Source organism: Geobacter sp. AOG2, assembly GCF_019972295.1.
Taxonomy (GTDB): domain Bacteria; phylum Desulfobacterota; class Desulfuromonadia; order Geobacterales; family Pseudopelobacteraceae; genus Oryzomonas.
The window spans coordinates 703,728-729,715 of record NZ_BLJA01000001.1 but is presented as its reverse complement, the minus strand read 5'-3'; the positions used below and the strand labels follow the sequence as shown (position 1 = coordinate 729,715).

Annotated in this window: 24 protein-coding genes and 3 tRNA genes; 6 read left to right on the top strand and 21 right to left on the bottom strand. The window is 56.4% G+C overall.

The window, feature by feature from the left end:
• Positions 1-5: 5 nt before the first annotated feature.
• From LDN12_RS03250 to LDN12_RS03230, 5 genes are all read right to left on the bottom strand, one after another.
• Positions 6-482, bottom strand: coding sequence for a DUF2155 domain-containing protein (locus LDN12_RS03250; RefSeq protein ID WP_223921253.1), 477 nt, complete (start codon positions 480-482; stop codon positions 6-8).
• Positions 483-526: 44 nt separating this feature from the next.
• A tRNA-Ser gene (locus tag LDN12_RS03245) sits at positions 527-619 on the bottom strand.
• A 73-nt stretch (positions 620-692) separates the two neighbouring features.
• Positions 693-1,034 carry a hypothetical protein gene (locus LDN12_RS03240; protein WP_223921252.1) on the bottom strand — a complete coding sequence of 114 codons (342 nt, stop codon included), beginning with the start codon at positions 1,032-1,034 and terminating at the stop codon, positions 693-695.
• Positions 1,035-1,113: 79 nt separating this feature from the next.
• On the bottom strand, positions 1,114-1,701 hold the full coding sequence (locus LDN12_RS03235) for an ATP/GTP-binding protein (protein ID WP_223921251.1): 588 nt from the start codon (positions 1,699-1,701) through the stop codon (positions 1,114-1,116).
• A gap of 21 nt (positions 1,702-1,722) precedes the next feature.
• On the bottom strand, positions 1,723-2,214 hold the full coding sequence (locus tag LDN12_RS03230; RefSeq protein WP_223921250.1) for a roadblock/LC7 domain-containing protein: 492 nt from the start codon (positions 2,212-2,214) through the stop codon (positions 1,723-1,725).
• 235 nt (positions 2,215-2,449) lie between these two features.
• Here LDN12_RS03230 and LDN12_RS03225 point away from each other — a divergent pair, with 235 nt between their 5' ends.
• The 3 genes from LDN12_RS03225 to LDN12_RS03215 all read left to right on the top strand — a co-directional run bounded on the left by LDN12_RS03225 (position 2,450) and on the right by LDN12_RS03215 (position 3,795).
• A complete protein-coding gene (locus LDN12_RS03225; RefSeq protein WP_223921249.1) occupies positions 2,450-3,526 on the top strand; it encodes a radical SAM/SPASM domain-containing protein in 1,077 nt (358 codons plus the stop codon).
• 79 nt (positions 3,527-3,605) lie between these two features.
• Positions 3,606-3,681 (top strand) — tRNA-Phe (locus LDN12_RS03220).
• A 37-nt stretch (positions 3,682-3,718) separates the two neighbouring features.
• Positions 3,719-3,795 (top strand) — tRNA-Arg (locus LDN12_RS03215).
• A 158-nt stretch (positions 3,796-3,953) separates the two neighbouring features.
• On the opposite strand, the gene pgi is transcribed toward LDN12_RS03215, so the two are convergent.
• The 6 genes from pgi to LDN12_RS03185 all read right to left on the bottom strand — a co-directional run bounded on the left by pgi (position 3,954) and on the right by LDN12_RS03185 (position 11,004).
• Positions 3,954-5,588 carry a glucose-6-phosphate isomerase gene (gene pgi, locus LDN12_RS03210; RefSeq protein ID WP_223921248.1) on the bottom strand — a complete coding sequence of 545 codons (1,635 nt, stop codon included), beginning with the start codon at positions 5,586-5,588 and terminating at the stop codon, positions 3,954-3,956.
• 33 nt (positions 5,589-5,621) lie between these two features.
• Positions 5,622-6,371, bottom strand: a complete 750-nt coding sequence (gene pgl / locus LDN12_RS03205; RefSeq protein ID WP_223921247.1) for a 6-phosphogluconolactonase — start codon at positions 6,369-6,371, stop codon at positions 5,622-5,624.
• Positions 6,368-7,885, bottom strand: coding sequence for a glucose-6-phosphate dehydrogenase (zwf, locus tag LDN12_RS03200; RefSeq protein ID WP_223921246.1), 1,518 nt, complete (start codon positions 7,883-7,885; stop codon positions 6,368-6,370). Before zwf ends, pgl begins: the two co-directional genes overlap by 4 nt.
• A 2-nt stretch (positions 7,886-7,887) precedes the next feature.
• Positions 7,888-8,913, bottom strand: coding sequence for a phosphogluconate dehydrogenase (NAD(+)-dependent, decarboxylating) (gene gnd, locus LDN12_RS03195; RefSeq protein ID WP_374045074.1), 1,026 nt, complete (start codon positions 8,911-8,913; stop codon positions 7,888-7,890).
• Positions 8,914-9,171: 258 nt separating this feature from the next.
• Entirely contained in the window at positions 9,172-9,675 is a 504-nt protein-coding gene (locus tag LDN12_RS03190) for a DUF302 domain-containing protein (protein WP_223921244.1), read from the bottom strand.
• 678 nt (positions 9,676-10,353) lie between these two features.
• Entirely contained in the window at positions 10,354-11,004 is a 651-nt protein-coding gene (locus LDN12_RS03185; protein ID WP_223921243.1) for a type II secretion system protein, read from the bottom strand.
• Positions 11,005-11,149: 145 nt separating this feature from the next.
• On the opposite strand from LDN12_RS03185, the gene LDN12_RS03180 reads away from it, so the two are divergent.
• From LDN12_RS03180 to LDN12_RS03170, 3 genes are all read left to right on the top strand, one after another.
• The gene (locus LDN12_RS03180; protein WP_223921242.1) at positions 11,150-11,905 is read left to right on the top strand and encodes a TSUP family transporter; all 756 of its coding nucleotides are present in this window, start codon (positions 11,150-11,152) and stop codon (positions 11,903-11,905) included.
• 5 nt (positions 11,906-11,910) lie between these two features.
• Complete coding sequence (locus LDN12_RS03175) at positions 11,911-12,921, top strand: glycosyltransferase family 2 protein (RefSeq protein WP_223921241.1); 1,011 nt, start codon at positions 11,911-11,913, stop codon at positions 12,919-12,921.
• An 81-nt stretch (positions 12,922-13,002) separates the two neighbouring features.
• On the top strand, positions 13,003-13,305 hold the full coding sequence (locus tag LDN12_RS03170) for a DUF2288 domain-containing protein (protein ID WP_223921240.1): 303 nt from the start codon (positions 13,003-13,005) through the stop codon (positions 13,303-13,305).
• A gap of 237 nt (positions 13,306-13,542) precedes the next feature.
• Here the strand turns inward: LDN12_RS03170 and LDN12_RS03165 are convergent, their stop codons facing one another.
• The 10 genes from LDN12_RS03165 to LDN12_RS03120 form a co-directional block, all read right to left on the bottom strand.
• Positions 13,543-15,003, bottom strand: a complete 1,461-nt coding sequence (locus LDN12_RS03165) for an NADH-quinone oxidoreductase subunit N (protein WP_223921239.1) — start codon at positions 15,001-15,003, stop codon at positions 13,543-13,545.
• A gap of 34 nt (positions 15,004-15,037) precedes the next feature.
• On the bottom strand, positions 15,038-16,651 hold the full coding sequence (locus LDN12_RS03160) for an NADH-quinone oxidoreductase subunit M (RefSeq protein WP_223921238.1): 1,614 nt from the start codon (positions 16,649-16,651) through the stop codon (positions 15,038-15,040).
• Between the two features lie 36 nt (positions 16,652-16,687).
• On the bottom strand, positions 16,688-18,697 hold the full coding sequence (nuoL, locus tag LDN12_RS03155) for an NADH-quinone oxidoreductase subunit L (RefSeq protein WP_223921237.1): 2,010 nt from the start codon (positions 18,695-18,697) through the stop codon (positions 16,688-16,690).
• 61 nt (positions 18,698-18,758) lie between these two features.
• Entirely contained in the window at positions 18,759-19,061 is a 303-nt protein-coding gene (nuoK, locus tag LDN12_RS03150) for an NADH-quinone oxidoreductase subunit NuoK (protein WP_223921236.1), read from the bottom strand.
• Positions 19,062-19,075: 14 nt separating this feature from the next.
• Entirely contained in the window at positions 19,076-19,579 is a 504-nt protein-coding gene (locus LDN12_RS03145; RefSeq protein WP_223921235.1) for an NADH-quinone oxidoreductase subunit J, read from the bottom strand.
• Positions 19,580-19,590: 11 nt separating this feature from the next.
• Positions 19,591-19,995: an NADH-quinone oxidoreductase subunit NuoI gene (gene nuoI / locus LDN12_RS03140; RefSeq protein WP_223921234.1), complete on the bottom strand. Its 405-nt coding sequence runs from the start codon at positions 19,993-19,995 to the stop codon at positions 19,591-19,593.
• Positions 19,996-20,035: 40 nt separating this feature from the next.
• Positions 20,036-21,094 carry an NADH-quinone oxidoreductase subunit NuoH gene (nuoH, locus tag LDN12_RS03135; RefSeq protein WP_223921233.1) on the bottom strand — a complete coding sequence of 353 codons (1,059 nt, stop codon included), beginning with the start codon at positions 21,092-21,094 and terminating at the stop codon, positions 20,036-20,038.
• Positions 21,095-21,147: 53 nt separating this feature from the next.
• On the bottom strand, positions 21,148-23,616 hold the full coding sequence (locus LDN12_RS03130) for a molybdopterin-dependent oxidoreductase (protein ID WP_223921232.1): 2,469 nt from the start codon (positions 23,614-23,616) through the stop codon (positions 21,148-21,150).
• A gap of 42 nt (positions 23,617-23,658) precedes the next feature.
• Positions 23,659-25,434, bottom strand: a complete 1,776-nt coding sequence (gene nuoF, locus LDN12_RS03125; protein ID WP_223921231.1) for an NADH-quinone oxidoreductase subunit NuoF — start codon at positions 25,432-25,434, stop codon at positions 23,659-23,661.
• Positions 25,435-25,470: 36 nt separating this feature from the next.
• Positions 25,471-25,983 carry an NAD(P)H-dependent oxidoreductase subunit E gene (locus LDN12_RS03120; protein ID WP_223921230.1) on the bottom strand — a complete coding sequence of 171 codons (513 nt, stop codon included), beginning with the start codon at positions 25,981-25,983 and terminating at the stop codon, positions 25,471-25,473.
• Between the last annotated feature and the right edge of the window lie 5 nt (positions 25,984-25,988).

Sequence of the window (25,988 nt, the reverse complement as noted above, 5' to 3'; positions counted from 1 at the left end):
GCTAACTATTTGGCGGGGACGGCATCGACAAGGGTAAAGCCGTAGCTCGGATGCATGAATGTGTTCGTGGGAAACCGCGCAAAAAGCCATCCCTTGAAGATGATGTTCCCTTTTTCGGTTATCTTGACCTTTGCGCCGGGGTTCTTCAGTTCGTTCGAGGAAGTGGTCATGACGGAACCCTCCATTATGAAGGCTGGAAGAAAGGCTTCAACTTCAATGTTCATGGAGGATTCGGGGATGGAAATTGAACTGCCGATGGGGATGGTGTAGACGGTTTCCTTGATGTTCGCCTTGTCTATGACGGCAATCTTCACCGCCTTCCATGCGTTTTTCGCGGAAGGGGGGACGACTACCGTCGTTCCCTTCTTGGTCACATGCGACTTTGCTGCATCTATTTTCAGCGGAGGCTTCTGTTCGTTTTGCTGGCAGCCTGCCAGGACCGCCGACAGGAACAGCGCAACAATGAACAGAATTCTTGGCATGCGAGCGACTTTAGTCAAAAAAACACCCATTATCACAACGCAAATGGCGGAGAGAGAGGGATTCGAACCCTCGATACCGGTTTCCCAGTATACTCGCTTAGCAGGCGAGCGCCTTCGACCTACTCGGCCATCTCTCCGGATATCGCCACCCCGATTCAGCGGGGTCTTTTAATTACCACGCAGGTTTGAAAAAATCAAGTTGAAAGAGACCTACAGGGTGTCACTCTTGTTCCAACGGTCCTGCATCTTTTTACGGTGGATGGCATTCTCGCCTTCCACCTCGCTGATGATCCGGTCTGCCTCCTCGGGACTCAACCCAACGCTCGGACGCACCCCCATCCAATGGGTTACTTCTTCGGTGGGATTATCCAGCGGATAAGGGATCGGCGGACCGGGCTTGTATTTATCGTTGATAAACAAAGCCGCCTCATATTGTCCGTTCTGCATGACCAAGTAGACATCAGCAAAGTAGCCGGGGGTCTGGAGACGCTTGACGAGGATCGATTTAATAATGCTCATCCCCCTGGGTACGTCGATCAACTCCGTTGACATTTTAAACCTCCACAAATTGTTCACCTGAAAGCCCATAGAGATTTCATTCTATGGGCTTTCAGGTGATGCTGTTCCGAAATCATTTACCCTTTTTCAAGTCAATCAGGATCAGCTTGGCCACAGCCTTGAGGGTCTCGAACACCCCCTCGCCGGTTGTGGCACATGCCTCAAATTCAGGGACATTCGTTGGGTTAATCTCACGGCGCAGCTCTTCAATGCTCAGGATATTGTCCAGGTCACGCTTGTTGTACTGAACAACATAGGGGAGCTTATCAAGGTCATACCCCTGCTCCCGGAGGTTAATCCGCAGGTTGTCCAGCGACTCCGTATTGGCGTCCGAGCGTTCTTCCTGGGAGTCGGCCACAAAAACAACACCGTCAACCCCCTTCAGGATCAGCTTGCGGGAGGCATCATAGAAAACCTGGCCCGGAACGGTGTACAGGTGAAAACGGGTTTTAAAGCCCCGTATCTCACCTAATGCCAACGGAAGAAAATCGAAAAAAAGCGTCCGTTCCGTTTCGGTTGCAAGACTGATCATCTTGCCCTTGGCGTCCGGAGCGGTTTTTTGGTAAATATACTGAAGGTTCGTGGTCTTACCGCACAAACCCGGACCATAATAGACAATCTTGCAGTTAATCTCGCGAGAGGCGTAGTTGATAAAAGACATTGCTAGCGTACCTCGAAGTTTTTAACTGAACAGGCTATCAATATCGTCATCAGTGATCTCAGCAAAGGGGAAATCGGATACCCCACGTTTTTCCTTGTCCTCAGCCTTTTTGAGCAATCTATCGAAAATTGCCGAAAGTTCCTCTGAAGACTTCTTGACTCGCAGTCGCACTAACCCGAGGGAGGAGCGGCTATCGAACAACACCACCAGGATGACCCTGCCGCCGACTATTGAAATATGGAGATTATCCTTCTCCCCCTCATGAAAAAGGATCGAGAACTCCTTTTCGCCGATAAGTTTGGCAAGACCGCCAGTTGCCGCAATGTTACCGGCAGTAAGCGAGGCCAGCGACGTGGTGTCGAAACGTTCGGTCTCACCCACACCGGAAATAAGCTGACCGTTTTTATCCACCAGAAAGATAACCTTGGCATTTGCCTCTTTCAGGAGCCTGCCGATAACCTCGTTAATCTCCTGAAATTCTTCGTCGTACATGACCATCTGCGGAGTGGACATGCCTCGCTCCTTGAATGTTGCCCCAAAATTAGCGAAAAATTGCATATATTTGATTTGCTTTCTATAGCAGAATTGATGTGCCCTTTCAAGTTTATTAAAAACCGGGGGCTCCGAGTATGGGGCATGCAAGTGGAACATTTTCCCACAATTATTCTTGAGTTTACATCGCTATTCGGGGTAAAGTTTTAAAAGGGCGTCATGGATTGACGCCCCTATTCTTTGAGACGGGAGCCTTATGAGCGAGGAATTCGTACCTAAATGGATCGCCTGGGAGACCACCCAAAAGTGTAACCTGCGTTGTGTACACTGCCGTTGTTCTTCGGACATGACCTCATCGGAAGGGGATTTTACGACGGACGAGGGGAAAAAGTTACTGTCAGAGATTGCCGCATTCTCCAAACCTGTTATGGTGCTTTCCGGCGGCGAACCGCTGCTGCGTCAGGACATCTTTGAACTGGCAGAGTTCGGAACCTCTCTGGGCCTACGCATGTGCATGGCCAGCAACGGCGCCCTGGTAACCGACGAGATCTGTCAGAAGATGAAAAAGGCCGACATAAAGATGGTGTCCCTTTCCCTGGATGGTTCATCGGCAGAGATTCACGACAATTTCCGCCAGTGCCCCGGCTCGTTTGAAGGCGTTGTGCGTGCGGCCGAGATCTTCCGCCGTAACGGCCAGAAATTCCTGATCAACTCATCCTTCACCAAGCGGAACCAGCATGACATTGCCGCCACCTTCAAGCTGGCCAAATCCCTGGGAGCAACCGCTTGGTATATGTTCATGATCGTCCCCACCGGCCGGGGCGAAGCGATCATGAATGAATTGATCTCCAAAGAGGACTACGAAGAGATACTCGATTGGCATTACCAGCAGGAAAAGGAGGAGGACGACATTCTCATGCGGCCTACCTGTGCTCCCCATTATTACCGGATCGTACCTCAAAAGGCCAAAGCGGAAGGACTCAAATTCGAACGGCGCTCCCTGACGTTTTCAACCGGCGGCGGCAAAGGTTGCATAGCAGCCCAGACCATCTGCCTGATCGACTGTTTCGGTAATGTCAAGCCCTGCTCCTACTTCCATCGAGTAGCCGGTAATGTCAAGCAAACCCCCTTCCGCGAGATCTGGGAAAATTCGGAGATATTCCGCGATCTCCGCAATTTCAAAGCGTACAAGGGCAAATGCGGGCAATGCGAATACATCAATGTCTGCGGCGGTTGCCGAGCCAGGGCGGATGCTGTCCATGGAGATTATATGGCTGAAGAGCCCTTCTGCAACTATGTCCCTATCCGGGTTCAGCAGGCTGAAAACAAGTAATACTAAGACAGACCCGAAAACTGGACAGTTTTTCGTTGACAGCAGAAACCAATTCGGGGTATATAAAAAATCCTTTTGCGCCCAGGTAGCTCAGTCGGTAGAGCAGAGGACTGAAAATCCTCGTGTCGGCGGTTCGATTCCGTCCCTGGGCACCACTATCTTCAAGGGGACACACCCCTTACGCAACGCTTTGCGCTTGTAGCTCAGCTGGATAGAGCAACGGACTACGAATCCGTAGGTCGGGAGTTCGAATCTCTCCAAGCGCGCCAAAATAAGCACTTATGTGCTTCAAACCAAAAGGAACACGACTTTAAAAGTCGCGTTCCTTTTTCAGTTCTACACCAAAAATCTGGAAACCTTCTCGCCCTTGTGTATTCCTCCCTATATACCAGCCCAGTTTGCGGAAAGAACGTCCATAATGGTTTCACTATCTCTGCCGCCGGTAGCGGCGGATCAAAGCGTTGGTGGAACTGTCGTGGCCGAGGTGCGGTTCATCGGAGCCAAGTTCGGGGATGATCCTCTGGGCTAGGGATTTCCCCAACTCCACCCCCCACTGGTCAAAGGAGTCGATCTGCCAGATCGCCCCCTGAGTGAATACACTATGTTCATAAAGGGCCACCAGTGAGCCGAGGATGCCCGGCGTAAGTTCCTCCGCCAGCATGGTGGTGGAGGGGCGGTTCCCGGCAAAGGTTCGGTGTGGCACGAGCCACTCCGGAGTCCCCTCTGCACGGACTTGGTCTGCATCCTTGCCAAATGCCAACGCTTCGCCCTGGGCGAAGACATTGGACATCAGGAGGTCGTGATGAGAGCCCAAGGGGTTCAGGGAACGACAGAACCCAATGAAATCGCAAGGGATAAGATGAGTCCCCTGGTGAATCAACTGGTAAAAGGAGTGTTGACCGTTGGTCCCCGGCTCCCCCCAGAAGACAGGGCTCGTGTCATAATCCACCGGTACCCCGGCAAGGGTGACCCCCTTGCCGTTACTCTCCATGGTCAACTGCTGGAGGTAGGCGGGAAAACGCTTCAGGTACTGGTCGTAGGGTAGGACCGCCACCGTCCGGGCTCCAAAAAAGTCGGCGTACCACACCGTCAAAAGCCCCATAAGCACGGGCAGGTTCCGCTCGAAGGGAACGGTGCGAAAATGTTCGTCCATGGCATGGAATCCGGCCAGAAGCGCCCGGAAGTTTTCCGGCCCCACGGCGAGCATGGTGGAGAGCCCGATGGCGGAATCCATGGAATAACGACCGCCAACCCAGTCCCAGAAGCCGAACATGTTGGCCGGGTCGATACCGAAGGCACTCACCTCTGACCTGTTGGTGGAGACCGCGACGAAGTGCCGGGAAACAGCCGTCTCGTCCTCCAGCCCCTGGACCAGCCACGAGCGGGCGGTTCGGGCGTTGGTCATGGTTTCCTGGGTGGTGAAGGTCTTGGACGACACGATAAAGAGGGTTTCGGCCGGGTCCAGGTCCAGCGTCGCCTCGGCAAAGTCCGTACCGTCCACGTTGGAAACGAAGCGAAAGATCATCTCCCGCCGGCTGTAGTGGCGCAGCGCCTCGTAGGCCATCACCGGCCCCAGGTCGGAACCGCCGATGCCGATATTGACGACGTTCTTGATACGCCGACCGGTATGGCCGGTCCAGACGCCGTCCCGGACCCGATCAGCAAATTCGGCCATGCGGTCGAGCACCTCGTGGACACCCGGCACCACGTTCCCGCCGTCAACCATAACAGCCGCACCCCGCGGCGCCCGCAACGCCGTATGGAGCACAGCCCGGTTTTCCGTCACGTTGATGCGTTTGCCGGCGAACATGGCATCGATCTTCGACCGCAGCCCGGACTCGTCGGCCAGTTTCACCAGAAGCCTGAGCGTCTCGTCTGTGATCCGGTGCTTGGAAAAATCCACATAGAGTCCCACCGCCTCCAGCACCAACCGTTCCCCCCTGACCGGATCATCAGCGAAGAGTTGCCTGAGGTGAACATCGCCAATGGTCTTGTGGTGGGTCTGCAGAGCCTGCCAAGCGGACAGGCTGGTGAGGGGGGTGTCTGACGCCGATTCGGTCATCTGTATGTCTCCCTTGAAATGATATTCCTCGTTTTAATGTGCCAGGTTGCCATTTTTACCTGTGCGGTGCAACAGTCGGGCCGCAGAAGCGTCCACCAGCCAGCGGAGTTCGCCCTGCTCCGGCCTGATCATCCTGGCGGGCCGACTGCGGGGATCAGGATATTCTTCCAACACCTCGCGAAGGATTGTGGCCTTATCGTCGCCCGCCACGAGAAAGACGACCAGTTCCGCCTGATTGATAAGGGGTACCGTCAGGGTGACCCTGCCGATTTCCTCTCCGGCCCGCCGGGTGGCCGAGGCCCAACGTTCCCTTTCCTCCAGGACCGGCGAGTCGGGGAAGAGAGATGCCGTGTGCCCGTCATCCCCGAGCCCCAGCACCACCAGATCGAACCGTGGTGGAGCCCCGGCGAAAAACCGGTGCAGCAACTCCTCGTACTCATCCGCGGACTGCCTGGGGTCGCGGTCACCGGGGATGGGATGTACCTGTCCCGCCGGGACCGGTACCCGGTCGAGCAACGCCCGTCGGACCATCTGGGCATTGCTCCGGGGGTCATCCGACGCAACCGAGCGTTCATCCCCCCAGAAAAGATGCAGCCTCCCCCACGGTACCCGGCTCCGTAGCGGTTCATCGGCGAGGAGTTCATAGGTACGACGCGGGGTTTCACCACCGGCGAGGAGAATGGCGCAACGGCCGTGGTCTGCGATGGCATTCCCCACCCGCTCCGCGAACAGGTCGGCGGCGGCCCGACTCAGGGCCTCCAGGTCCGGATAGACCAAAATCATTTTCGATCCTCCTGCAGCGTGTGCTGCAGCCAGCTGTGACCTTCGTGGGCGATGAGGAGTTCGGCGGCCTCCGGCCCCCAGCTCCCGGCGGGGTAATTGGGAAAATCGCCAGGTGGCACCGACTCCCAAGCGTCCAGCACCGGCGCGACAATCTTCCAGGCGCACTCCACTTGGTCGGCCCGCATAAACAGGGTGGCGTCGCCTCGGATCACGTCCAGGAGCAATGTTTCGTATGCTTCAGGCGGCGCGACGCTGAATGCGTCCTGGTAGCGGAACTGCATGTCCACTGGACCAAGCTGGAGCCGGGTACCCGGCTGTTTGGCCTGAATACGGGTAACTATCCCCTCCTCGGGCTGGATACGGATAACCAGGCGGTTGGGCTGCCAGTTCTCCACTGCGGCCGCGGGAAAGGGCTGATGGGGGGCCGAACGAAAGAGGATGGAAACCTCCGACACCCTTGCAGGCATCCGCTTGCCGGTACGCAGGTAGAAGGGCACCCCCTGCCAGCGCCAATTGTCGATGTAGAGCTTGAATGCCGCAAAGGTCTCGGTGATGGAGCCAGAGGGTATCCCCGGTTCCTCCCGATATCCCGGCATCGCCCTACCGTTGACTGTGCCCTTGCCGTACTGCCCCCGCACCGCGGAGTAATGAACCTCCTCGGCCCGTATCGGCCGTATGGCGCGCAGCAGGTCTACCTTTTTGTTCCGGATCTCGTCGGCATCGAATGAGATCGGCGGCTCCATGGCAATAAGGCACAGAATCTGGAGCAGGTGGTTCTGCACCATGTCGCGTAGCGCGCCGGAGCGATCATAGTACCCTCCCCGCTCCTCCACCCCTACCGTTTCGGCGACGGTGATCTGCACGTGGTCGATGTAACGCCGGTTCCAGATCGGCTCAAAAAGCGAGTTGGCAAACCGGAAAGCGAGGATATTCTGCACCGTTTCCTTCCCGAGGTAGTGATCGATGCGGTACATCTGGGACTCGGCAAACATACCGCTCAGAAGCCGATCCAGCGCCACGGCCGTTGCCAGGTCCCGACCGAACGGCTTCTCCACCACCAAACGGTCACGCTGGCAGTCCCGGCAGACGCCGAGCCGCTGCAGGTGCGCTGCAGCGGCCTCCACCATTTCCGGGGGGATGGCAAGGTAGAACACCCGGTTCGCCCTCACTCCCCAAGTCCGTTCCAACTCCTCCAGCCTCTGGCTGAGCGCCGGGCCGGATGCGGGATCGTTGAGATCGTCGGAGAGGTAGGCAACATGCGCGCTGAACCGGTCCCAATCAACCTCGTCCGCCGGTCCGCGCCGGGAAAAAAGGTCTACCCCTTCCCGAAGGCGCCTGCGGAACGCCCCGTCGTCCAGATGTTTGCGGGCCACCCCCACAATGGCAAACCGCTCGGGCAGGAGCCTATCGAGATAGAGGTTGTAGAGCGCCGGGATCAACTTGCGCCAAGTCAAGTCTCCTCCAGCGCCGAAGATAACCAGAATGGTCGGTTCGAGCGGCGCGGCATGCGGCATGATTACTCCCCCTTCCCCGCGTTTTTTTCCCGATGGCCGCCGAACTGATAGCGCATGGCGGAGAGCAGCCGATCGGCAAAATCAGCCTCGCCGCGAGAGCTGAACCGTTCATAGAGAGCCGCGGAAAGAACCGGGGCCGGGACGCCCTCGTCGATGGCTGCCGAGACGGTCCAGCGCCCCTCCCCGGAATCGGAGACGCGTCCCGCAAACCCGTCCAGCCCGGGACTGTCAAGCAGCGCCTGAGCGGTGAGATCCAGGAGCCAGGACGCGACCACGCTCCCTCGCCGCCAAAGTTCGGCAATGTCAGCGAGGTTGAGGTCATACCGGTAGAACTCGGGACGGCGCAACGGGGCCGTCTCGGCGTCCGCCTCCTGCCCCTCGTTTCCCGCATTGGCCCGGCGAAGGATGTTGAACCCTTCGGCATAAGCCGCCATCAATCCGTACTCGATACCGTTGTGTACCATCTTGACGAAGTGTCCCGCGCCGCTCGGCCCGCAGTGCAGGTACCCCCGCTCGGCGGTGCCGGTGTCCTCCTCGCGACCAGGGGTAGGCGGCGCGGCGCGATTGCCGGGTGCCAGGGTGGCAAACACCGGCTCTAACCGTGCCACCGCGCCCTGCTCTCCACCAATCATCAGACAGTAGCCGCGTTCAAGCCCCCAAACCCCGCCGCTGGTTCCCACGTCCAGGTAACTGATTCCCAACTTTTGCAACTCCGCACACCGCCGGATATCATCGTGATAGTGGGAATTCCCGCCGTCGACCAAGATGTCGCCCGGTGCCAGCAACGGCACGATGCTCGCGATGGCGGCATCCACCGCCGCAGCCGGCACCATCAGCCAGACCGCACGGGGCGCGGCCAACCGGGCAACGAACTCATCCAGGGACGCCGTTCCGGCAGCACCTTCGCCCGCCAACTCCGCCACTGCCGCGGGACTCCGGTTATAGACCACGCAATCGTGCCCTCCCCGCATCAGGCGCCGCACCATGTCAGCCCCCATCCTTCCCAATCCGATCATCCCCAGTTGCATCTGTTCCCCTTTCTTCGGATCCGTGTCGGTGACACCGGCAAGGCCAATCACAATGCCATAGATTCCCTGCGGGTGGCTTCATAGTCCCGGTGGACAATCCAGCGAATCCCCATATTGTAAGGCGGCATCCGCAAACGGACTCCGGCTCCACCGGGGTGACATCCCATGCGCCCCGGCACCTGCCCGCGTCGGGCTAGCAAAAGTGGACAAACGACTCCATGGTAATAGTGATTAATGGCCGCTGGAATCTTTCCGTCGTCACTTTTCATGAACGGCGGCAACTATCAGTTCAACTTTGTTAATCAAATTGGCCAATTTTGCATCGAGCGACCGGGCTACGGCCGTAACTTCCGGGTTATGGAACTGTCCGAAAAGAGAGGAAGGCTGATCATATTCGATGCGCGTCGCTAAGTCATCCGCCTCATAGACAAAGAGCCTTAGAGGCGCGTAGAGCCCTGCTCTGATATCATGACGCGTCATCGTGGCCGCAATGAGCGGATTTCCCAAAACGTACTGCTTGGCCCTTTTAGGAGTCCCGTAGATACTCAGAAGTCTACCATGATCCTGAACATTGAAAAGCATCAGCCCCTCTTCTCCCGCCGCTTTCATAAGACGTTCCTCTACTGAAGAGGGATCGGACTCCAGATTTTTGAGAAGAGCCTCGCCAAACCGGCCAAGCGATTGTTCGAGTGTTGTGGTAAAGTCATCAAACTCTACATGTAATTCCAGAGAGACGTGGCGCATTTCGATAGTGTGTTCCATGTTACGATCCTTATATTGATTGGAAACGCGTTAATGTGTGATTCCCGACTCCTTGCCACATGGCAGCGGGCCAGAACCAAAGATTATGAATATAAAAATAGCCAAGCAGGGCGAAGGCACATCCTTCGGCAGCTCGGCCATCTTCTGCAGCGAAGACCCGCAGCTTTCAGGTCCCATCTCGCAAAGGGGCAGGTTTTATTGGGCAGTATGAGTATGGTCCCGCAGAATGTCACTTTCTGGAGATTTTACCATTGATATTGATCCGTACAACTACAGACAAAATTATTTTTAGCTTAAGCTAAAACAAAGTCCATACCGAAATATACCGTGGATATCAACAAGTACCCCTTTTACTGTGAATTTTGACCGCCTAACTGCATGTGAGCGCAATCCCATCGTGTCCTCAGCTGTGATCTGCCGAGAGAGGATACCCAGATTAGCCTCAGAAACGCCTGAGCGGTCTGTGAAGCCAGATTCAGCTAGATAGTGCCCAGGCTCTGGTGGTTTTGCAGCATCAGCAGATTGGTTCCTTACTAGTTGGTGCCGACCAGCGTCAGGTTGTCGGAATCTGTACTCAAAACATTTTTCCCGGCTTACTTTTTTGATTTTCTAGAAGCACTTTCCATATCGAGATGGAAAGTGCAAACGACACACCCCTCTAAACCTGTCCAGCCCCATTCAAGGCGTTGTTAGAGTTGATGGTGGTCCCGGATCAGTCCCGTATACAAAACGCCATTGGCTGTATTTTGTTTTGCCGGCAAAGGCGTCGAGGCCGGAGTATTCCGAAAAAGAGGTCTTGAGCGGAGTCTGATCACTGGTGCTGGCCACCCCGATAATCCCCTTCACGCCGGTCGTATCCTTGATGAGAGTCCAGTCCTTACCGGTTATGGGGTCTTTATAGAGCTGTCGCAGGTACTTCTTTTTCTGAAGGCTCCGCTGATCATCCAGCAGTTCTTTCAAGTCATTCAAGGGAGTGACGGCCTTATTTGATTTATCTGACGAAAGCTGGCCATTCCAAGCCGCGATGGCGTTCCTGATCTGAAGACCACGGAAAAGCAGTTCCTGTTCGCGCTCGCGCTTCATGATCGTCTTCCATGGCTGGGCAGCAAGACTAAGCATTATCCCCATGATGACCACAATCATCAACGCGGCTAAAAGGGTAAAGCCATTTTGGTTACGTATATTTTTCATTGGAAAAAGCATACCACAAACGCCGATTTGTTTGCAAAACGTTAACTGTGTTTCCCTTTGCTGCGCATTTGCTGTCGTACTCGGAGGAACCGGCCCAGTCCCGCCGGAACCGCCATAGTCCCAGCGGCCATCTGCCACATCAAGGAATTCCCAAAATAGAGGGGTACGGAAACTTTCACGGTGTCGGAATAGCTTGACAATCGGACCGGAATCGCGAAAATAACCCTTGCAAAGCCGTACCTCGTCACGCCCTGCATACCTCCTGCAACAGAAAAGATTACCAATGCCCGCTTTGTTTTTGCTGCCCCTTCTGTTTCTTACCGGCCTCATAGCCGGGCTGGTCGACTCCATTGCCGGTGGAGGTGGATTGATTACGATCCCGGTCCTACTTGGAGTCGGCTTGCCGCCCCAAATCGCACTGGGCACCAACAAACTCCAGGCGAGCTTCGGCTCGGGCAGTGCCATGTTGACCTTTATCCGCTCCGGAACTGTTCGGTTGAATGACTGTCGGATTGGGATCGCCTATACGGCTATTGGGGCCGTTCTTGGCACCATTACCGTGCAGATGCTCGATCCCGGGCTTTTGCGCCAAATAATCCCTTGGCTGCTGGTTGCCATTGTGCTCTATACCTTGTCGACCCCCCGGTTGGGGTACGAGGATATCCACCCCCGTCTGAAACCAAGCCCGTTCTTTTTTGCGGCCGGCCTGATTCTGGGCTTTTACGACGGTTTCCTTGGACCAGGCACCGGATCGTTTTGGGTAATGGCACTCATGCTCGGCTTGGGATTCAATATGACCAGGGCGACCGGCTATACTAAAGTGATGAATTTCACCAGCAACGTTATCTCGCTTATTGTGTTCATCGCTGGCGGTTCCGTGCTCTGGCGCGAAGGATTGATCATGGGGACCGGCCAGTTCGTCGGCGCCCGCATCGGTGCCCACATGGTCGTACGAAAGGGGACGCGCTTTATCAGGCCGGTATTCATTACCATGGTCCTGATTATCACAGCCAAGCTCATCTGGCAGGATTTTCATTGAGACCCATGAGCCGACCGCCACGAGTTTCCATCCTCATGCCGGTGCGCAACGAGGCGCGATATCTGCCGGCCGCGCTTAAATCGCTTTTTCGACAGACGGAGACCGACTGGGAACTGGTTGTTGTTGACGATGGTTCGACCGACGCAACACCTGCCATCTTGACCGCCGAAGCGCTTCGCGACCCTCGCATATGCGTCCTGCGGCGCGAGGGAGGCGGCTTGGTTGCGGCGCTCAACGAGGGATTGGCCGCCTGCCGCGCCCCCCTCATAGCCCGCATGGATGGGGACGACATATGCCACCCCAGGCGTTTGGAAGTCCAAGCAAATCTGCTGGATACCGAACAGGAGATCGGACTTACGGCCTGCGCCTTCCGCCACTTCCCCCGCACTGCACTGAAACAGGGCATGCTGGCCTATGAGGCTTGGCAGAATGGACTCCACGACCACGAGACCATCATGCGCGATTTGTTCGTGGAATCCCCTTTTGTGCACCCCAGCGTTATGATGCGTCGCGACCTCCTAACCAACCTTGGAGGCTATCGCGACTGCGGATGGCCCGAAGATTATGACCTCTGGCTGCGCATGGCGGCAGCCGGCACTCGTTTTAGCCGTCTGGCGCAGGCACTGTTCTTCTGGCGCGACCATCCCGATCGAGCAACCCGTACCATGGGCGAGTATGCGGCAAACGCCTTCCGCGCCTGCAAGCTGGACCACCTCATCTCCGGATTTCTTGCAGGCCGGAGAACCTTGATCATGGCCGGGGCAGGCCAGGAGGGGCGTGCCTGGCAACGCCTGCTGATGACAAAAGGCATCGAAGTGTCTTGCTGGCTTGATGTGGATCCCCGCAAAATTGGCCGCCAACTGCACGGTGCTCCGGTCATCCATCCGCACCAGTTGCGTCTGTCAGGAGAAATGATGCTGGTCGCCATCGGCGTTCGCGGCGCCCGCGAAGAATTCAGACAGCTGGTTCAGCCGATGGGTCTGCGGGAAGGGCTCGACTTTATCTGTGTAGCCTGATACAAATACACAAACAGTGTGATATATTTGTCAAGAACATCTCTTACCGTGCACGAAATGGTGCGGGGAAAAGGGTTTCCAATGAAATTGAGCAAAGAGGATTTGGCGCTTTCAATCGACGAGGCAGAATGGAATTGGCTTCGCGCCCATCTGGAGCGGGGAGGCATCATCCTGGTCGCTGACAGCCTTGATCTGGCCGATGCCGCCTTGCGGGTGGCTGACGACGACACCGAGATAATCGCAGACTGGATCAGCGCCGGCATGATCGGCAAGCCAACCGAGTCGCAAATACACGCCTGGGACGGCAATCGGCATAAAAAATTTGCCATGCTAATCGTCAGTCCCTATGTCCTTATTCAGGAAAAGACTCCAACCTTCCACTGATGACTCGTTTTATTTTGAATCAGTGAAGACTGAGCGAGCGGCATGCCTGATGAGCCCAATCCGTCGCCGCCCATGCGGCACCCCGTCGCGCTGCCGACCGTGCCGGCATCGCGGCAGGGTGGAGGCTGGTAAGAGAGAATCCTTTCAGATGTCAAGGAGTCAGGGTTTTAGAACAAAATAAAAAGGGCGGCCTCGCTACGAAGGCCGCCCTTTTCATTTCGAGATTGCGGTCAATGATCAGATGAGTTTTATTGCCTGCTCGGCGAACTGAAGGATTACCGACGGCACGATGCCGGGGATCAACGAACCGGCCACGGAAATGAGCAATGAAAGGGCGATGGGGGCGCTGACCCGGGTCCACTCGAAGTCCTCGGTCGGCTCCTTCATATACATATAGACCATCACACGCAGGTAATAGTAAACCGATGCGGCGCTGTTAAGAACGCCGATGATGGCGAGCCCGATATAACCCTTCTGGATGGCACCGGAGAACAAGTAAAACTTTCCGATGAAACCGGCCGTGGGGGGCATACCGGCCAACGAGAACAGGAACACGGACATGGCCACCGCCAAGACGGGGTGCTTGAAGCCGAGGCCGGCGAAGTCCATGACCGAGCCGTTGGATTCACCCTTTTTGCCGATCAGGATGATCACTGCGAAAGCGCCGATATTCATAAAGGCGTAGGAGAGCATGTAGAACAGGATACCGGCGGTGCCGGTGCCGTTACCGGCGGCGAAACCGACCAGGGCATAGCCGGCATGGGCGATGGACGAGTAGGCCAGCATGCGTTTGATGTTGTCCTGGCGCAACGCGGTGATATTGCCGACCGTCATGGTCAAAACGGCCAATACCCACAGGACCTGGCTCCATTCCACCTGAAGGGTCGGGAGGGCTACAAGGAAAATCCTCAGGGCGGCTGCGAAGCCGGCAGCTTTGGGGCCGGCCGACATGAAGGCCGTCATGGGGGTCGGAGCCCCCTCATAGACATCGGGAGTCCACATGTGAAACGGCGCTGCAGCAACCTTGAAAGCAAAACCGGTCAGCATCAGAAGCATGCCGGCCACCAGCATGATGTTAGCGGAAGGCACCGTCATCTGCCCGACGATTGCAGCAATCTTGGCGATACGGGTGGTGCCGGTGGCACCATAGGTCAGGGCCATTCCATAGAGCAGAAAACCGGTGGAAAAACAGCCCAGAAGGAAGTATTTAAGACCGGCCTCGTTCGACTTCGTATTGGCACGATTGAAACCGGCCAGAACATACAGGGCTACGGACATGACCTCCAGTCCGAGGAAAATCGTCATCAGGTCGGTTCCTGCCGCCATCAGCATCATACCCACCACGGTGAAGAGAATCAGCGGGTAAAGCTCGCCATGGTTGCATCCTTCCCGCTCCATATATTGGTCGGAGATAAGGATCGCCAGACCGGCGGATACCAGGAAGATCATCTTGAAAAAGGTGGCGAAGTTATCCTGAACAACCGAACCGCTAAAGCTGCTCTCAGCCGGCCCACCCCATCCGGCCCCCACCAGGATTGCCGCCACCACCACGCCGATGAAACTGATATACCCCAAGTAAGACTTCTGCTTGCTGGGAACAAAGACGTTGATCAGTAGCAGGGCCATGGCAAGCGCGGAGAGGAATATCTCCGGCAGGATCGGGGTCATGCTGACGGCTGGAATTGTAATCATGTCCATCTAATATATCCTCCGGTCGGGTTGACTCGTGTCGTTACTTGACTTCGTTCGGATTTTCTGCCGCCGGTGCGGTCTGCTCCACTGCCGGTACTGCCATGCCGGGCATTGCAGGATGCCCGGCGGGCAATCCTTGCATCGACGGCATCTGCTGAGCCGACATACCGGTAGGTTTGGTCTGAGCAATCAGCTTCTGTATGGCTGGATCCATCTTCTCGATAAATGGGTTGGGGTAGACCCCCATGATGAAGATCAAGGCAATAAGCGGCACCATTATGGCTATTTCGCGAGCGTTCAAGTCACTAAGTTTCTGGTTCTTGGGGTTGTCCAACTCGCCGAACATGACCCGCTGGAACATCCAGAGCATGTAGACGGCCGAAAGGATCACGCCGCTGGAGGCGACCACTGCCCACCAGCGCAAACCACTCTCGAAGGAACCCAGGAGTATCAGGAACTCTCCCACGAACCCGTTGGTGCCGGGCAGGCCGATGGAGGAGAGGGTCACGATCATGAAGATGGTGGCAAAGATCGGCATCTGCTTGGAGAGACCGCCGAAATCCGTAATCAGGCGGGTATGCCGACGTTCATAAATGAAGCCGACGATAAGGAACAGCGCGCCGGTGGAGACGCCGTGGTTGAGCATCTGCAGCAAGCCCCCGGTGATGCCCTGACTATTGAAGGCAAATACCCCCAACATGACGAACCCCAAGTGGGCTACTGAAGAGTAGGCCACAAGCTTCTTGACGTCTTCCTGCACCATGGCCACCAGCGCTGCGTAGATGATGCCGATCACGGCCAAGGTGGCGATTAATGGCGTGAACTTATGGGCCGCATCGGGAAAGAGCGGCAGGGCAAAACGCACATAGCCGTAAGTACCCATCTTCAGCAGGATGGCGGCCAGGATCACCGAACCGGCCGTCGGGGCCTCGGTATGGGCATCCGGCAACCAGGTGTGCAGCGGGAACATGGGCACCTTGATGGCAAAAGCCAGGGCAAACGCCAAAAACAGCCAGGTCTGGGTCATTGGGTCAAGCCGCAGATCGAAGAACTGCACCAGGCCGAAGTTGGTGAAACCCGCCTCCAATCCTTTGAAGTAAAGGAAGATCAGAGCCACCAGCATGAGCAGCGAGCCGACCATGGTATAGATGAAGAACTTGACGGCCGCGTAAATTTTGTTCTTGCCGCCCCAGATGCCGATGATGAAGTACATCGGGATCAGCATGACTTCCCAGAATATGTAGAACAGAAACAGGTCCAGAGAGATAAAGGCACCTAGCATGCCGGTTTCCAGGAGCAGCAGGCAGATCATGTACTCCTTGACCTTCTCTTCCACTGCGGTCCAGGTGGAGAGCACGGCCAAAGGCATGATGAAGGTGGTCAGGATGACGAGCCAGAGGCTGATGCCGTCTATACCCACATTGTAGCGCATGGCGAACGGGCCTGCGGCAATCCAGGGTACGTTCTCGGTGAACTGGAAGTCGGCGTTGGTCTGGAAGCCGGTCAGAATCGGCAACGACACCAGAAAGGTCACCACGGTCACCGCTAACGCGACACCTCGCAGCACTCCCTTGCTGTCCTTGGGGATGAACAGCAGCAGCAAGACACCCAGTATCGGCAGGAATGTCGTCAGGCTCAGTAGGTGGTTACTCATGAATTCATGCTCCTTTATGCAAATTGCAAGTGTCGTTTACTTGAAGACGTAGTAGCCCAGCATCACCACCACACCGAAGGCCATGGACCAAGCGTAGTTGTAGATGTAACCGGACTGCATATAGCGGAACACACCGCTGAAGGCCATCACCACATTGGCGACGCCGTTGACGGCACCATCGACCACCACAACGTCGAAGCCTTTCCAAAGAAAACGGCCCAGCGCCTTGCAGGGGTTGACGAACAGGTAGTCGTACAGTTCATCAATGTACCATTTGTTGTAGACGGCGCGGTGCAGTGCCGGAAATGTGGCCACGAATCTTTTCGGCAATTCTGTATTTTTGACGTACATGGTAAAGGCGACACCGATGCCAAACAGCGCAATCAGGACTGACAACCCCATCAGGCCCCACTCGAGACCGATACTGTGGTGTTCGGCGCCATGGGCCGCATGTTGCGCCATGTATTCTTCCGAGAACTTGAAGACCGGCTCCAGATAGTGTTCAAAATAGTTGGGGATACCACCGAACAGTTCGCCGATCAACTTGGGCAAACCGATGTAACCGCCCACTACCGACAGGGCAGCCAGCACGATCAGGGGGATGACGATCACCATGGGTGATTCGTGCAGGTGGTCCTTGGCCTTGGGGGTGATGCGGCATTCGCCGAAGAACGTCATGAACACCAAACGGAACATGTAAAAGGCGGTCAGGCCGGCGGCCACGGCTCCCATGCCCCATAGCAGGTAGTTCAAATCACCGTGGTGGGGGTTGGAGAAAGCCTGCCAGAGGATCTCGTCCTTGGAGAAGAAGCCCGAGAAGCCGGGTATGCCGGAAATAGCGATGGTTGCCAGTAAAAAGGTCAGAAAGGTCAGCGGCATTTTGGATTTCAACCCGCCCATGTTGCGCATATCCTGAGCGTCATCATGGGAATGGACATGGTGCAGGGCATGATGCATGGAGTGGATCACCGCGCCGGACCCGAGGAACAGACAGGCCTTGAAGAAGGCGTGGGTCATGAGGTGGAAGATACCGGCGGCAAAGGCACCGGAGCCCATGGCCAGGAACATGTAACCGAGCTGCGAAACGGTCGAGTAGGCCAGCACGCGCTTGATATCGTTCTGCGCCGTGCCGATGGTGGCGGCGAACAGTGCGGTACATGCGCCGATCACGGCGATAACCATAAGGGTTTCGGGGGAGCGGATGAACAGGTAATTCATGCGGCCGATCATATACACGCCGGCGGTGACCATGGTAGCAGCGTGGATCAGAGCTGAGACGGGAGTCGGGCCTTCCATGGCGTCCGGCAGCCAGGTATAGAGAGGGATCTGGGCCGACTTGCCGGTCGCTCCCAGGAAGAAGCAGAGGGTGATCACGGTAACAATTCCGCCGGTCGGCAGGAGATGGGAATTGGCGGCCAGTTCGGTGAATTTGATGGTCCAAACGTTATGGTTCTGCCCCATGTACCAGAACAGGGTGAAGGCGCCCAGCAGAAAACCGAAGTCGCCGACACGGTTCATGACAAATGCTTTCTTGCCGGCGTCGCCAGCCGATTTTTTGTGGAAGTAGTAGCCGATCAGCAGATAGGAGCAAAGACCGACGCCCTCCCAACCGACGAACATCAGAAGCAGGTTGTTACCCAACACCAGGAGAAGCATGGAGAACATGAACAGGTTCAGGTAGGCGAAGAAACGGTAGAACCCTTCTTCACCGTGCATGTAACCGATGGAGTAGACATGGATCAGGAAGCCTACGCCGGTGACGATCATGATCATGACACAGGAGAGCGGATCGATCAGGAAGGCGATGTCGGCATTGAAGTTGCCTGAGGTGATCCAGGTAAACAACTTGACGTTGGCCACCCGCTCCTCACCCGGCAACGACAGGAGACTGAGTATGGTCATACAGGAAACGATGAACGAACAGAGCACGGCAAATGCGCCGATACCACCGATGACGGTCTCGTTCTTGATCTTTTTCCCCAAAAGGCCGTTGACCAGGAAGCCGATGAAGGGGAAGAGCGGGATCAGCCATACGTTGTCAAACATGTAAGACTCCTTTTATACAATCGTTAAACGTTGTCTACTCTCTGGTTATGCCGCAGTACTGCTACCACTTCATGATGTTCATGTCTTCCACATCAATGGATTCCTTGTTGTTGTAGAAGGCAATCATCAGGGCCAGGCCGACGGCAGCCTCGGCGGCGGCGACGGTCATGACGAAAAACACGAAGATCTGGCCGTCCAGGTTGCCCAGATGACGGGAGAGCGCCACGAACGTCAGGTTGACCGCATTGAGCATCAGTTCAACGCACATGAAGATCACGATGGCATTCTTACGGGTCAGCACGCCGATGGTCCCGATGGAGAAGAGGATGGCGCTCACGATGAGATAGCTGTTCAGGTTTTCCATGTATATGCCCTCTGTTAGAGTTTTTTCTTTGCCAGGATGACCGCGCCGACAATGGCCACCAGGAGCAGGATCGAGGTGATTTCGAAGGGGAGCAGGAAGGTGGTGAACATCTCGCGCCCGATCAGTTCGGTGTGCCCCTGTTGCCTGATCATCTCACCGGTCAATGGCCCGTTGGGCATGGCAACACGGCTCTTGAAGATGATGAAGGCCGTGTTGACCAGGGTGAAGAAACCGATAATGGAACCCAACACGATTTTGTGGGAATGTTTCTTGGTCGCGTCAACCCTGATGTTGAGCAGCATGATGGTAAACACGATCAGGACCATGATGGCACCGGCGTACACCATTACCTGCACGGCTGCCATGAAGGGGGCATCCAGCATGACATAGTATGTTGCCAGGCAGAAGAAGGTCATCACCAGCGACAGGGCGCTATTGATCGGGTTCTTGCAGGTGATCACCAGGATCGCCGACACAATGGCCACCAGCGTGATGATTAGGAAGAAGAGGGTTTCCATGCACTGCTCCTTTATTTCTTTTCTAAGAGGCGTTCCTTGGAATAGACAAAATCCTGGCGGCGATAGTTTGCCAGCTCGAACTCGCCGGTCATCCTGATGGCGTCCACCGGACAGGCCTCCACGCAATAACCGCAGAAGATGCACCGTAGCATGTCGATCTCATACCTGGCCGCATACTTATCGTGATTGGCATCCTCACCCGCCTCGACGGTGATGCACTTGGCCGGGCAGACCGTGGGGCAGAGGTAGCACGCCACGCATTTGGCCTTGTTGTGGGAGACGTTGAGGGCATGCAATCCCCTGAAACGTTGCGCGACCTTGGGACGCTCGGTCGGGTACTGCAGGGTGACCGGCTTCTTGAAGAGGTGGCTCAGAGTGATCTTCAGACCATTTATAATCGGCGTAATCGGATTCATGATTCCATCCTTGTTCTTGGAGTTGCGTGTCTCGTACAGCTTAGTTGATGAAGTAGCCAACGACGCCGGTCACCACGATATTCACCAGCGCCAGCGGCAGGAGCACTTTCCATCCCAGGTGCATGAGCTGATCGTAACGGTAGCGGGGCAGTGTGGCGCGAATCCACATGCAGAAAAACATCAGGAAATACACCTTGGCCACGAAATAGACCGGTCCAAGCAGGGGAATAGCGGTAGCCAGCGGTCCGTTCCAGCCGCCCAGAAACAGGGTTGCCGTCAGGGCGCAGACCGTCACCATGTTTGCATACTCGGCCATGAAAAACATGGCGTACTTCATGCTTGAATACTCGGTGCAGAAACCGGATACCAACTCGGTTTCTGCCTCGGGAAGGTCGAAGGGAGTGCGGTTGATCTCGGCCAGGGAGCAGATGAAGAACATGACGGCAGCCAGTGGTTGCTTGAAGGCATACCAGCCGAAACCGGACTGCTGATTAACGATCTCGTTGAGTGACAGGGTACCGGAGAGCATGAACACCGACACAATGGCCAGACCGGCCGAAAGCTCGTAGGAGATCATCTGTGCAGAGGCGCGCAGGCCGCCCATCAGGGAGTATTTGCTGTTAGACGCCCAACCAGCCAGGACGATGCCGTAAACCCCCAGGGAGGACATTGCCAGGATATAGAGGACGCCGACGTTGACATCGAAGACCCGACCTGCATTCATGTCGAAATAGCTGGCGATCTGTAGCGGGATCTTATAGCCTCCCACCTCGATGACGCCGCCGAAGGGGATGACTGCAAAGGTGATAAAGGCCGGTATGAGGGCGATCAGCGGCGCGATCAGGAACGCGAACGTACTCGCCTGGGAGGGGATAATCTCTTCCTTGAAAAAGAGCTTGACCCCGTCGGCGATCGGTTGCAACAGGCCGTGCCAGCCGGTGCGCATCGGTCCCAGGCGTACCTGCATGTGGCCGATGATTTTACGCTCGGCGTAGGTGGCATAGGCCACGGTCAAGAGCACGAAGACGAATGCCACAAGAACCTTGGCGACCATGGCGATGTAATACATCATCGGCAGTCCTAAAATCTCGATTCCCATCTGTCCCTCTTTTCTTGCGAGTATGAAATAAGTCCGAGAACGTTAGTTTCAGATTACTTGGTCACGGTCACCCAGGTAACCGGAGCACCGCTCCAGACCCGGTTGATTTCAGCCGCGCCAAAGTGGTACGGACTGAACAGCACGCCTTCAGGCATGCGCGAGCTGATCCTGGCCTTCAGCTTGGTCGAGCCGGCCGCGGAGGTCACATTCAGCAGATCGTTTTCTGCGACATTCAGCTTGGCGGCATCGCCACGGGAGAGTTCCACGTACCCTTCAGGGCAGACATACATGGGACCTTCGCCAAACTGGGACAGGGTGCCGTTATGGTACAGGACGCTGCCGATGACCAGAGCCAGTTTGCCTGCCGCCGGTTCAACGGCCACTGTCTTGGGCACGACGAACGCGGGCGTGATGTCAACCGGTGCAAAGGCCCCCGTTTCTCCTAGGGCGGCATAGGACATGCCGGCATATCCGGGGGCTGATGCCGCAATCTCACCGAATACGGCCGCCGGCGCGGCGGGCGCCTGCCCACCCAGCTTGGCGATCAGAGTGCTGAAGATCTCAAAATCGGTACGGCTTTGGCCGACCTTCCTGATGGCCGGTTTGATGTGCTGAACACGACGGTCAACGCTGGTGAAGGTCCCTTCCTTTTCGGCAAAAGAGCAGGCAGGTAGCACGACGTCGGCCATGGCCGCAGTCTCGGTCATGAACAGGTCGGAGACCACCAGAAATTCAACTTTGTCAAGGGCCGTCGTGACGACAGCCCGGTTCGGGTAGGAAACGACCGGGTTCTCGCCGGCAAGGAACAGGGTTTTGATTGCACCGCTGGCGCAACCGTCCATGATCTGTCCCGCCTGCAGACCGCTGGTGGCGTAGAACCCCATATCCACGGCGCCCTGGCTGTTGTTCTTTTCAGCCATGCAAAGGACGCCGCTCCCTTCCGTGCCGAGCTTGCCGGTCAGGAGAGCCAGGTTGGCCACGGCGCTGGCCATGTCGGCGTTATGGCCGGGATAGGCATTGCCGACGGGGAAGATGATCAAGGCTTTCTCGGCCTTTGCGTAGTCGCTGGCAAGTTGCTTGATTGCGGCGGCGCTCAGGCCGCTCTGCACGGCAACCGCATCCGGTGTGAAACCGGCCAGAGCCTTTTCCAGATCGGCATAACCGGGGATCGAAACGGCGGAACCTGCAGCCAGTTTTTCATCTAAGATCGCCTTTGCCAGGGAGTTGATGACGGCGATCTCGCTGCCAGGGGTGTGCACGAAGGTTTTGGCGTCCGGCAGCTTGGAGAGCTTACCGCGCTTGTCGGAGAGGATGTTCAGCTTGGCGCCCTTGTTCTTGACCGCCATGTTGATCTCGAAACCGATCACTGGATGAGTTTCATAGCTATCGGTCTTGATGACCAGAAGTAGGTCGCTCTTCTGTATATCAAGAATGGTCGAAGGAGAAGCCGTTGCCCCGAAGCTGCGGGCGAAACCCTTGGTAAGGGCGGCGTGGGCGTAGCCGGCTGAATGGTCGTAATTGGCGGAACCGGCGGCCTCCATCAGTTTCTTGAACAGCAGCAGTTCTTCGTTGGTTAGGCGCGGCGTGGCCAAGGCGGCCGCCGATGCACCGGCACCCCTCAGGCGAGTGGCGACCAACTCCAGTGCTTCGTCCCAACTCGCTTCCATCAGGGCACCGCCCTTACGAACCAGCGGGGTGGTCAGGCGCTTGTCCGAGTTGATGAACTGATACCCGAACCGGCCACGACAGCAGAGTTGGCCGTTGTGGAATCCCTGGTTTTCGTCGTAAACCGTGGTCAGAACTTTGTTGTCCTTGACGCCAAGGGTCAGGTTGCAGCCGGTGCCGCAGTAGCTGCACACGGATTTCTGGTTGGTAAGAGCCCAGAAGCGGGCCTTGAACTTGAAAGGACGTGCCAGAAGCGAGCCGACCGGGCAGACAGAGACACAGGAACCGCAGAACTCACAGTTGAGCGAGCCTTCGAACTCGCAGCCGATCTTTGTTTCAATGCCACGACTGATGAAGGTCAGGGCGCCGAAGGAGACGATCTCGTCGCAGATGCGGGCGCACTTGCCGCACAGCACGCAGCGGTTCATGTCGCGCTCGATCAGCGGGTTGCTATAGTCAATCTCATGGTGAAATTTCTCATCACTGAAACGGTTGGCATTCACCTGATATTCATAGGTCAGGTTCTGCAAGTCGCAGTCACCACCCTTGTCACAGACCGGACAGTCGATGGGGTGGTTGAGCAGCAAGAGTTCCAGGACCATCTTGCGAGCCTTGATGATATCCGGGGTTGAGGTACGGATGATCATGCCGTCGGTGACCGGCGTAGTACAGGCCGGAATCTGCCGTCCCTTCATCTGTTCCACTTCCACCAAGCACATGCGGCAGGCGCCGAAGGGTTTCAATTTCTTGTCGTGGCACAGGATCGGGATCTTGATCCCGTTGATCTTGGCGGCTTCGTAAATGGTCGCGCTCTTGGGAGCCGTAACCTGCTTGTCATCTATCGTCAGATTTACCATCTCAACCTCTATCAATGAGTTTGACTCGTTAAGGAACCGGTTCTATTCGATCGCCATGAAGCGGCAGGCGTCATAACAGGACTTGCACTTGGTGCATTTTTCCTTGTCCAGGAAGGCGATCTGCCCTTTTTCCCAGGTAATGGCGTCCACCGGGCAGGCTTTCTTGCAGGCACCGCACTTGACGCACTTGTCCTCCACAATCTGCCACAGGAGCAACTCCTTGCAACTGTTGGAGGGGCACCGTTTATCGGTGATATGGGCCTCGTACTCGTGGCGGAAATAGTTGATGGTGGAAAGGATCGGGTTGGGAGCAGTCTGGCCGAGGCCGCACAGGGAGGCCTTCTTGATGGCAACCCCCAGATCCAGGAGGGTATCGATATCGGACAGTTCGCCGCGCCCTTCGGTAATCCGCTCCAGAATATCCAGCATGACCTTCAGGCCGATACGGCAGGGAACGCATTTACCGCAGGACTCCATCCTGGTGAAGCTCAGGAAGAAGCGGGCGACGTCCACCATGCAGGTGGTCTCGTCCATGACGACCAAGCCGCCGGAGCCCATCATGGCGCCGGCCTTGATCAGGGAGTCGTAATCAACCGGGGTGTCTAGGATCTCGCCGGGAATGCAACCCCCGGACGGACCACCGGCCTGGACGGCCTTGAACTTGCGATTATTGAGGATGCCCCCGCACACGTCATAGAGAACCGCGCGGACGGTCATGCCGGCCGGAACCTCTACCAGACCGGTGTGCTTGACCTTACCGGTAACGGCAAAAATCTTGGTCCCTTTGGTGGTCTCGGTACCCAGAGAAGCATACCAGGCAGCACCTTTGTTGATGATATGCCGGACGTTGGCAAAAGTCTCGACGTTGTTGATGTTGGTCGGCTTGCCCCACAGGCCGCGTACGGCCGGAAACGGCGGACGGGGGCGGCTCATACCTCGTTGCCCCTCAATGGAGGCCATTAGGGCGGTTTCTTCACCGCAAACGAAGGCACCGGCACCCATCTTGATACGCATGTCGAAATTAAGGCCCCACCCCTGGATATTCTGACCCAGGTAGCCTTTTTCGTAGCAAACGTCGATGGCGCGCTGGAGGCGTTGAACCGCCAGCGGGTATTCGGCGCGCACATATACATAACCGAAGTCGCATCCGATGGCATAGGCCGCAACCATCATGCCCTCTATGATACAGTAGGGGTCTCCTTCCAGCAGGGAGCGGTCCATGAACGCGCCCGGGTCCCCTTCATCGGCGTTGCAGATCAGGTATTTGTGATCGCCGGGAGAGGCCTTGCAGAAGGACCATTTCATGCCGGTGGGGAAACCACCGCCCCCACGGCCGCGGAGACCGGATTTTTTGACCTCTTCGATAACCTCTTCCGGCTTCATGCTCTTGACGCATTTCTCAATGGCCTTGAAACCGTCTTCTCCGAGGAAGGCATCCAGCGACTCGGGGTTTATCTGGCCGCAACCGGACATAACGACGCGCATCTGGGCATCGACGAAGGTATTGTAATACGGTTTCGCCTTCCGCTTTTCAATGACCGTCTTGGCGACAATATGCTCGTTGACGATCTGTTCGACCTCTTCAGGCTGAACAAAGTCGTAGGTAACCCGCCCCTGCTCGTCGGTAATTATGTCTACCAGGACGTCATTGGCGCACAAACCGCGGCAACCGGTGTGGATGACCTCGCAGCGTTTGCCCACCACCGCGTCCACGCCCTTTTCCTGGAGCACCCGGCGAAACTCCGCCTCGACCTTTTTCGCCCCGGCCGAGATACCGCCGGTCCCTTGACATATCAGAATCTTTATTGCTTCGCCCATAACGCTTTGTCCCCTGCTGGAATGGTTGAGTCGGTTCTATTTCATCGGCCGCTGGTTGTATTCGGCAATTATCTCGTCAACCTTCTGGACGGTCATCTTGCCGAAGGTGTCATCGTTGACCATGGCCAAGGGTGCCATGCCGCAGGCGCCCAGGCAGGCAACCTTCTCAAAGGTATAGCGCAGATCGGGTGTGGTTTCGGCGTGGCCGATGTGCAGTTTGTCGAAGAAGGTTTCGACGATACGTGGAGCGCCCGAAACATGACAGGCGGTCCCGACACAGACCCGGATAATGAAACGTCCGCGGGGCTTCAGATGAAACTGGGCATAAAAAGTCAGAACACCGTAGATCTGGCTGGGGTAGACATTCAGCCGCTCGGCGACATGTTCGGCGACCTTGCGGGGCACATACCCGTACTCGTCCTGAACCGCTTGAAGGACCGGCATCAGGTTCCCCGGCAGATCGATGTATTTGTCGATAACCTTATCGGCTATGGAGAGGTCTACTTCCGGTTCCTGCTCTTCAGCCTGTTGCGCAACTGCTTCACTCATTCGCG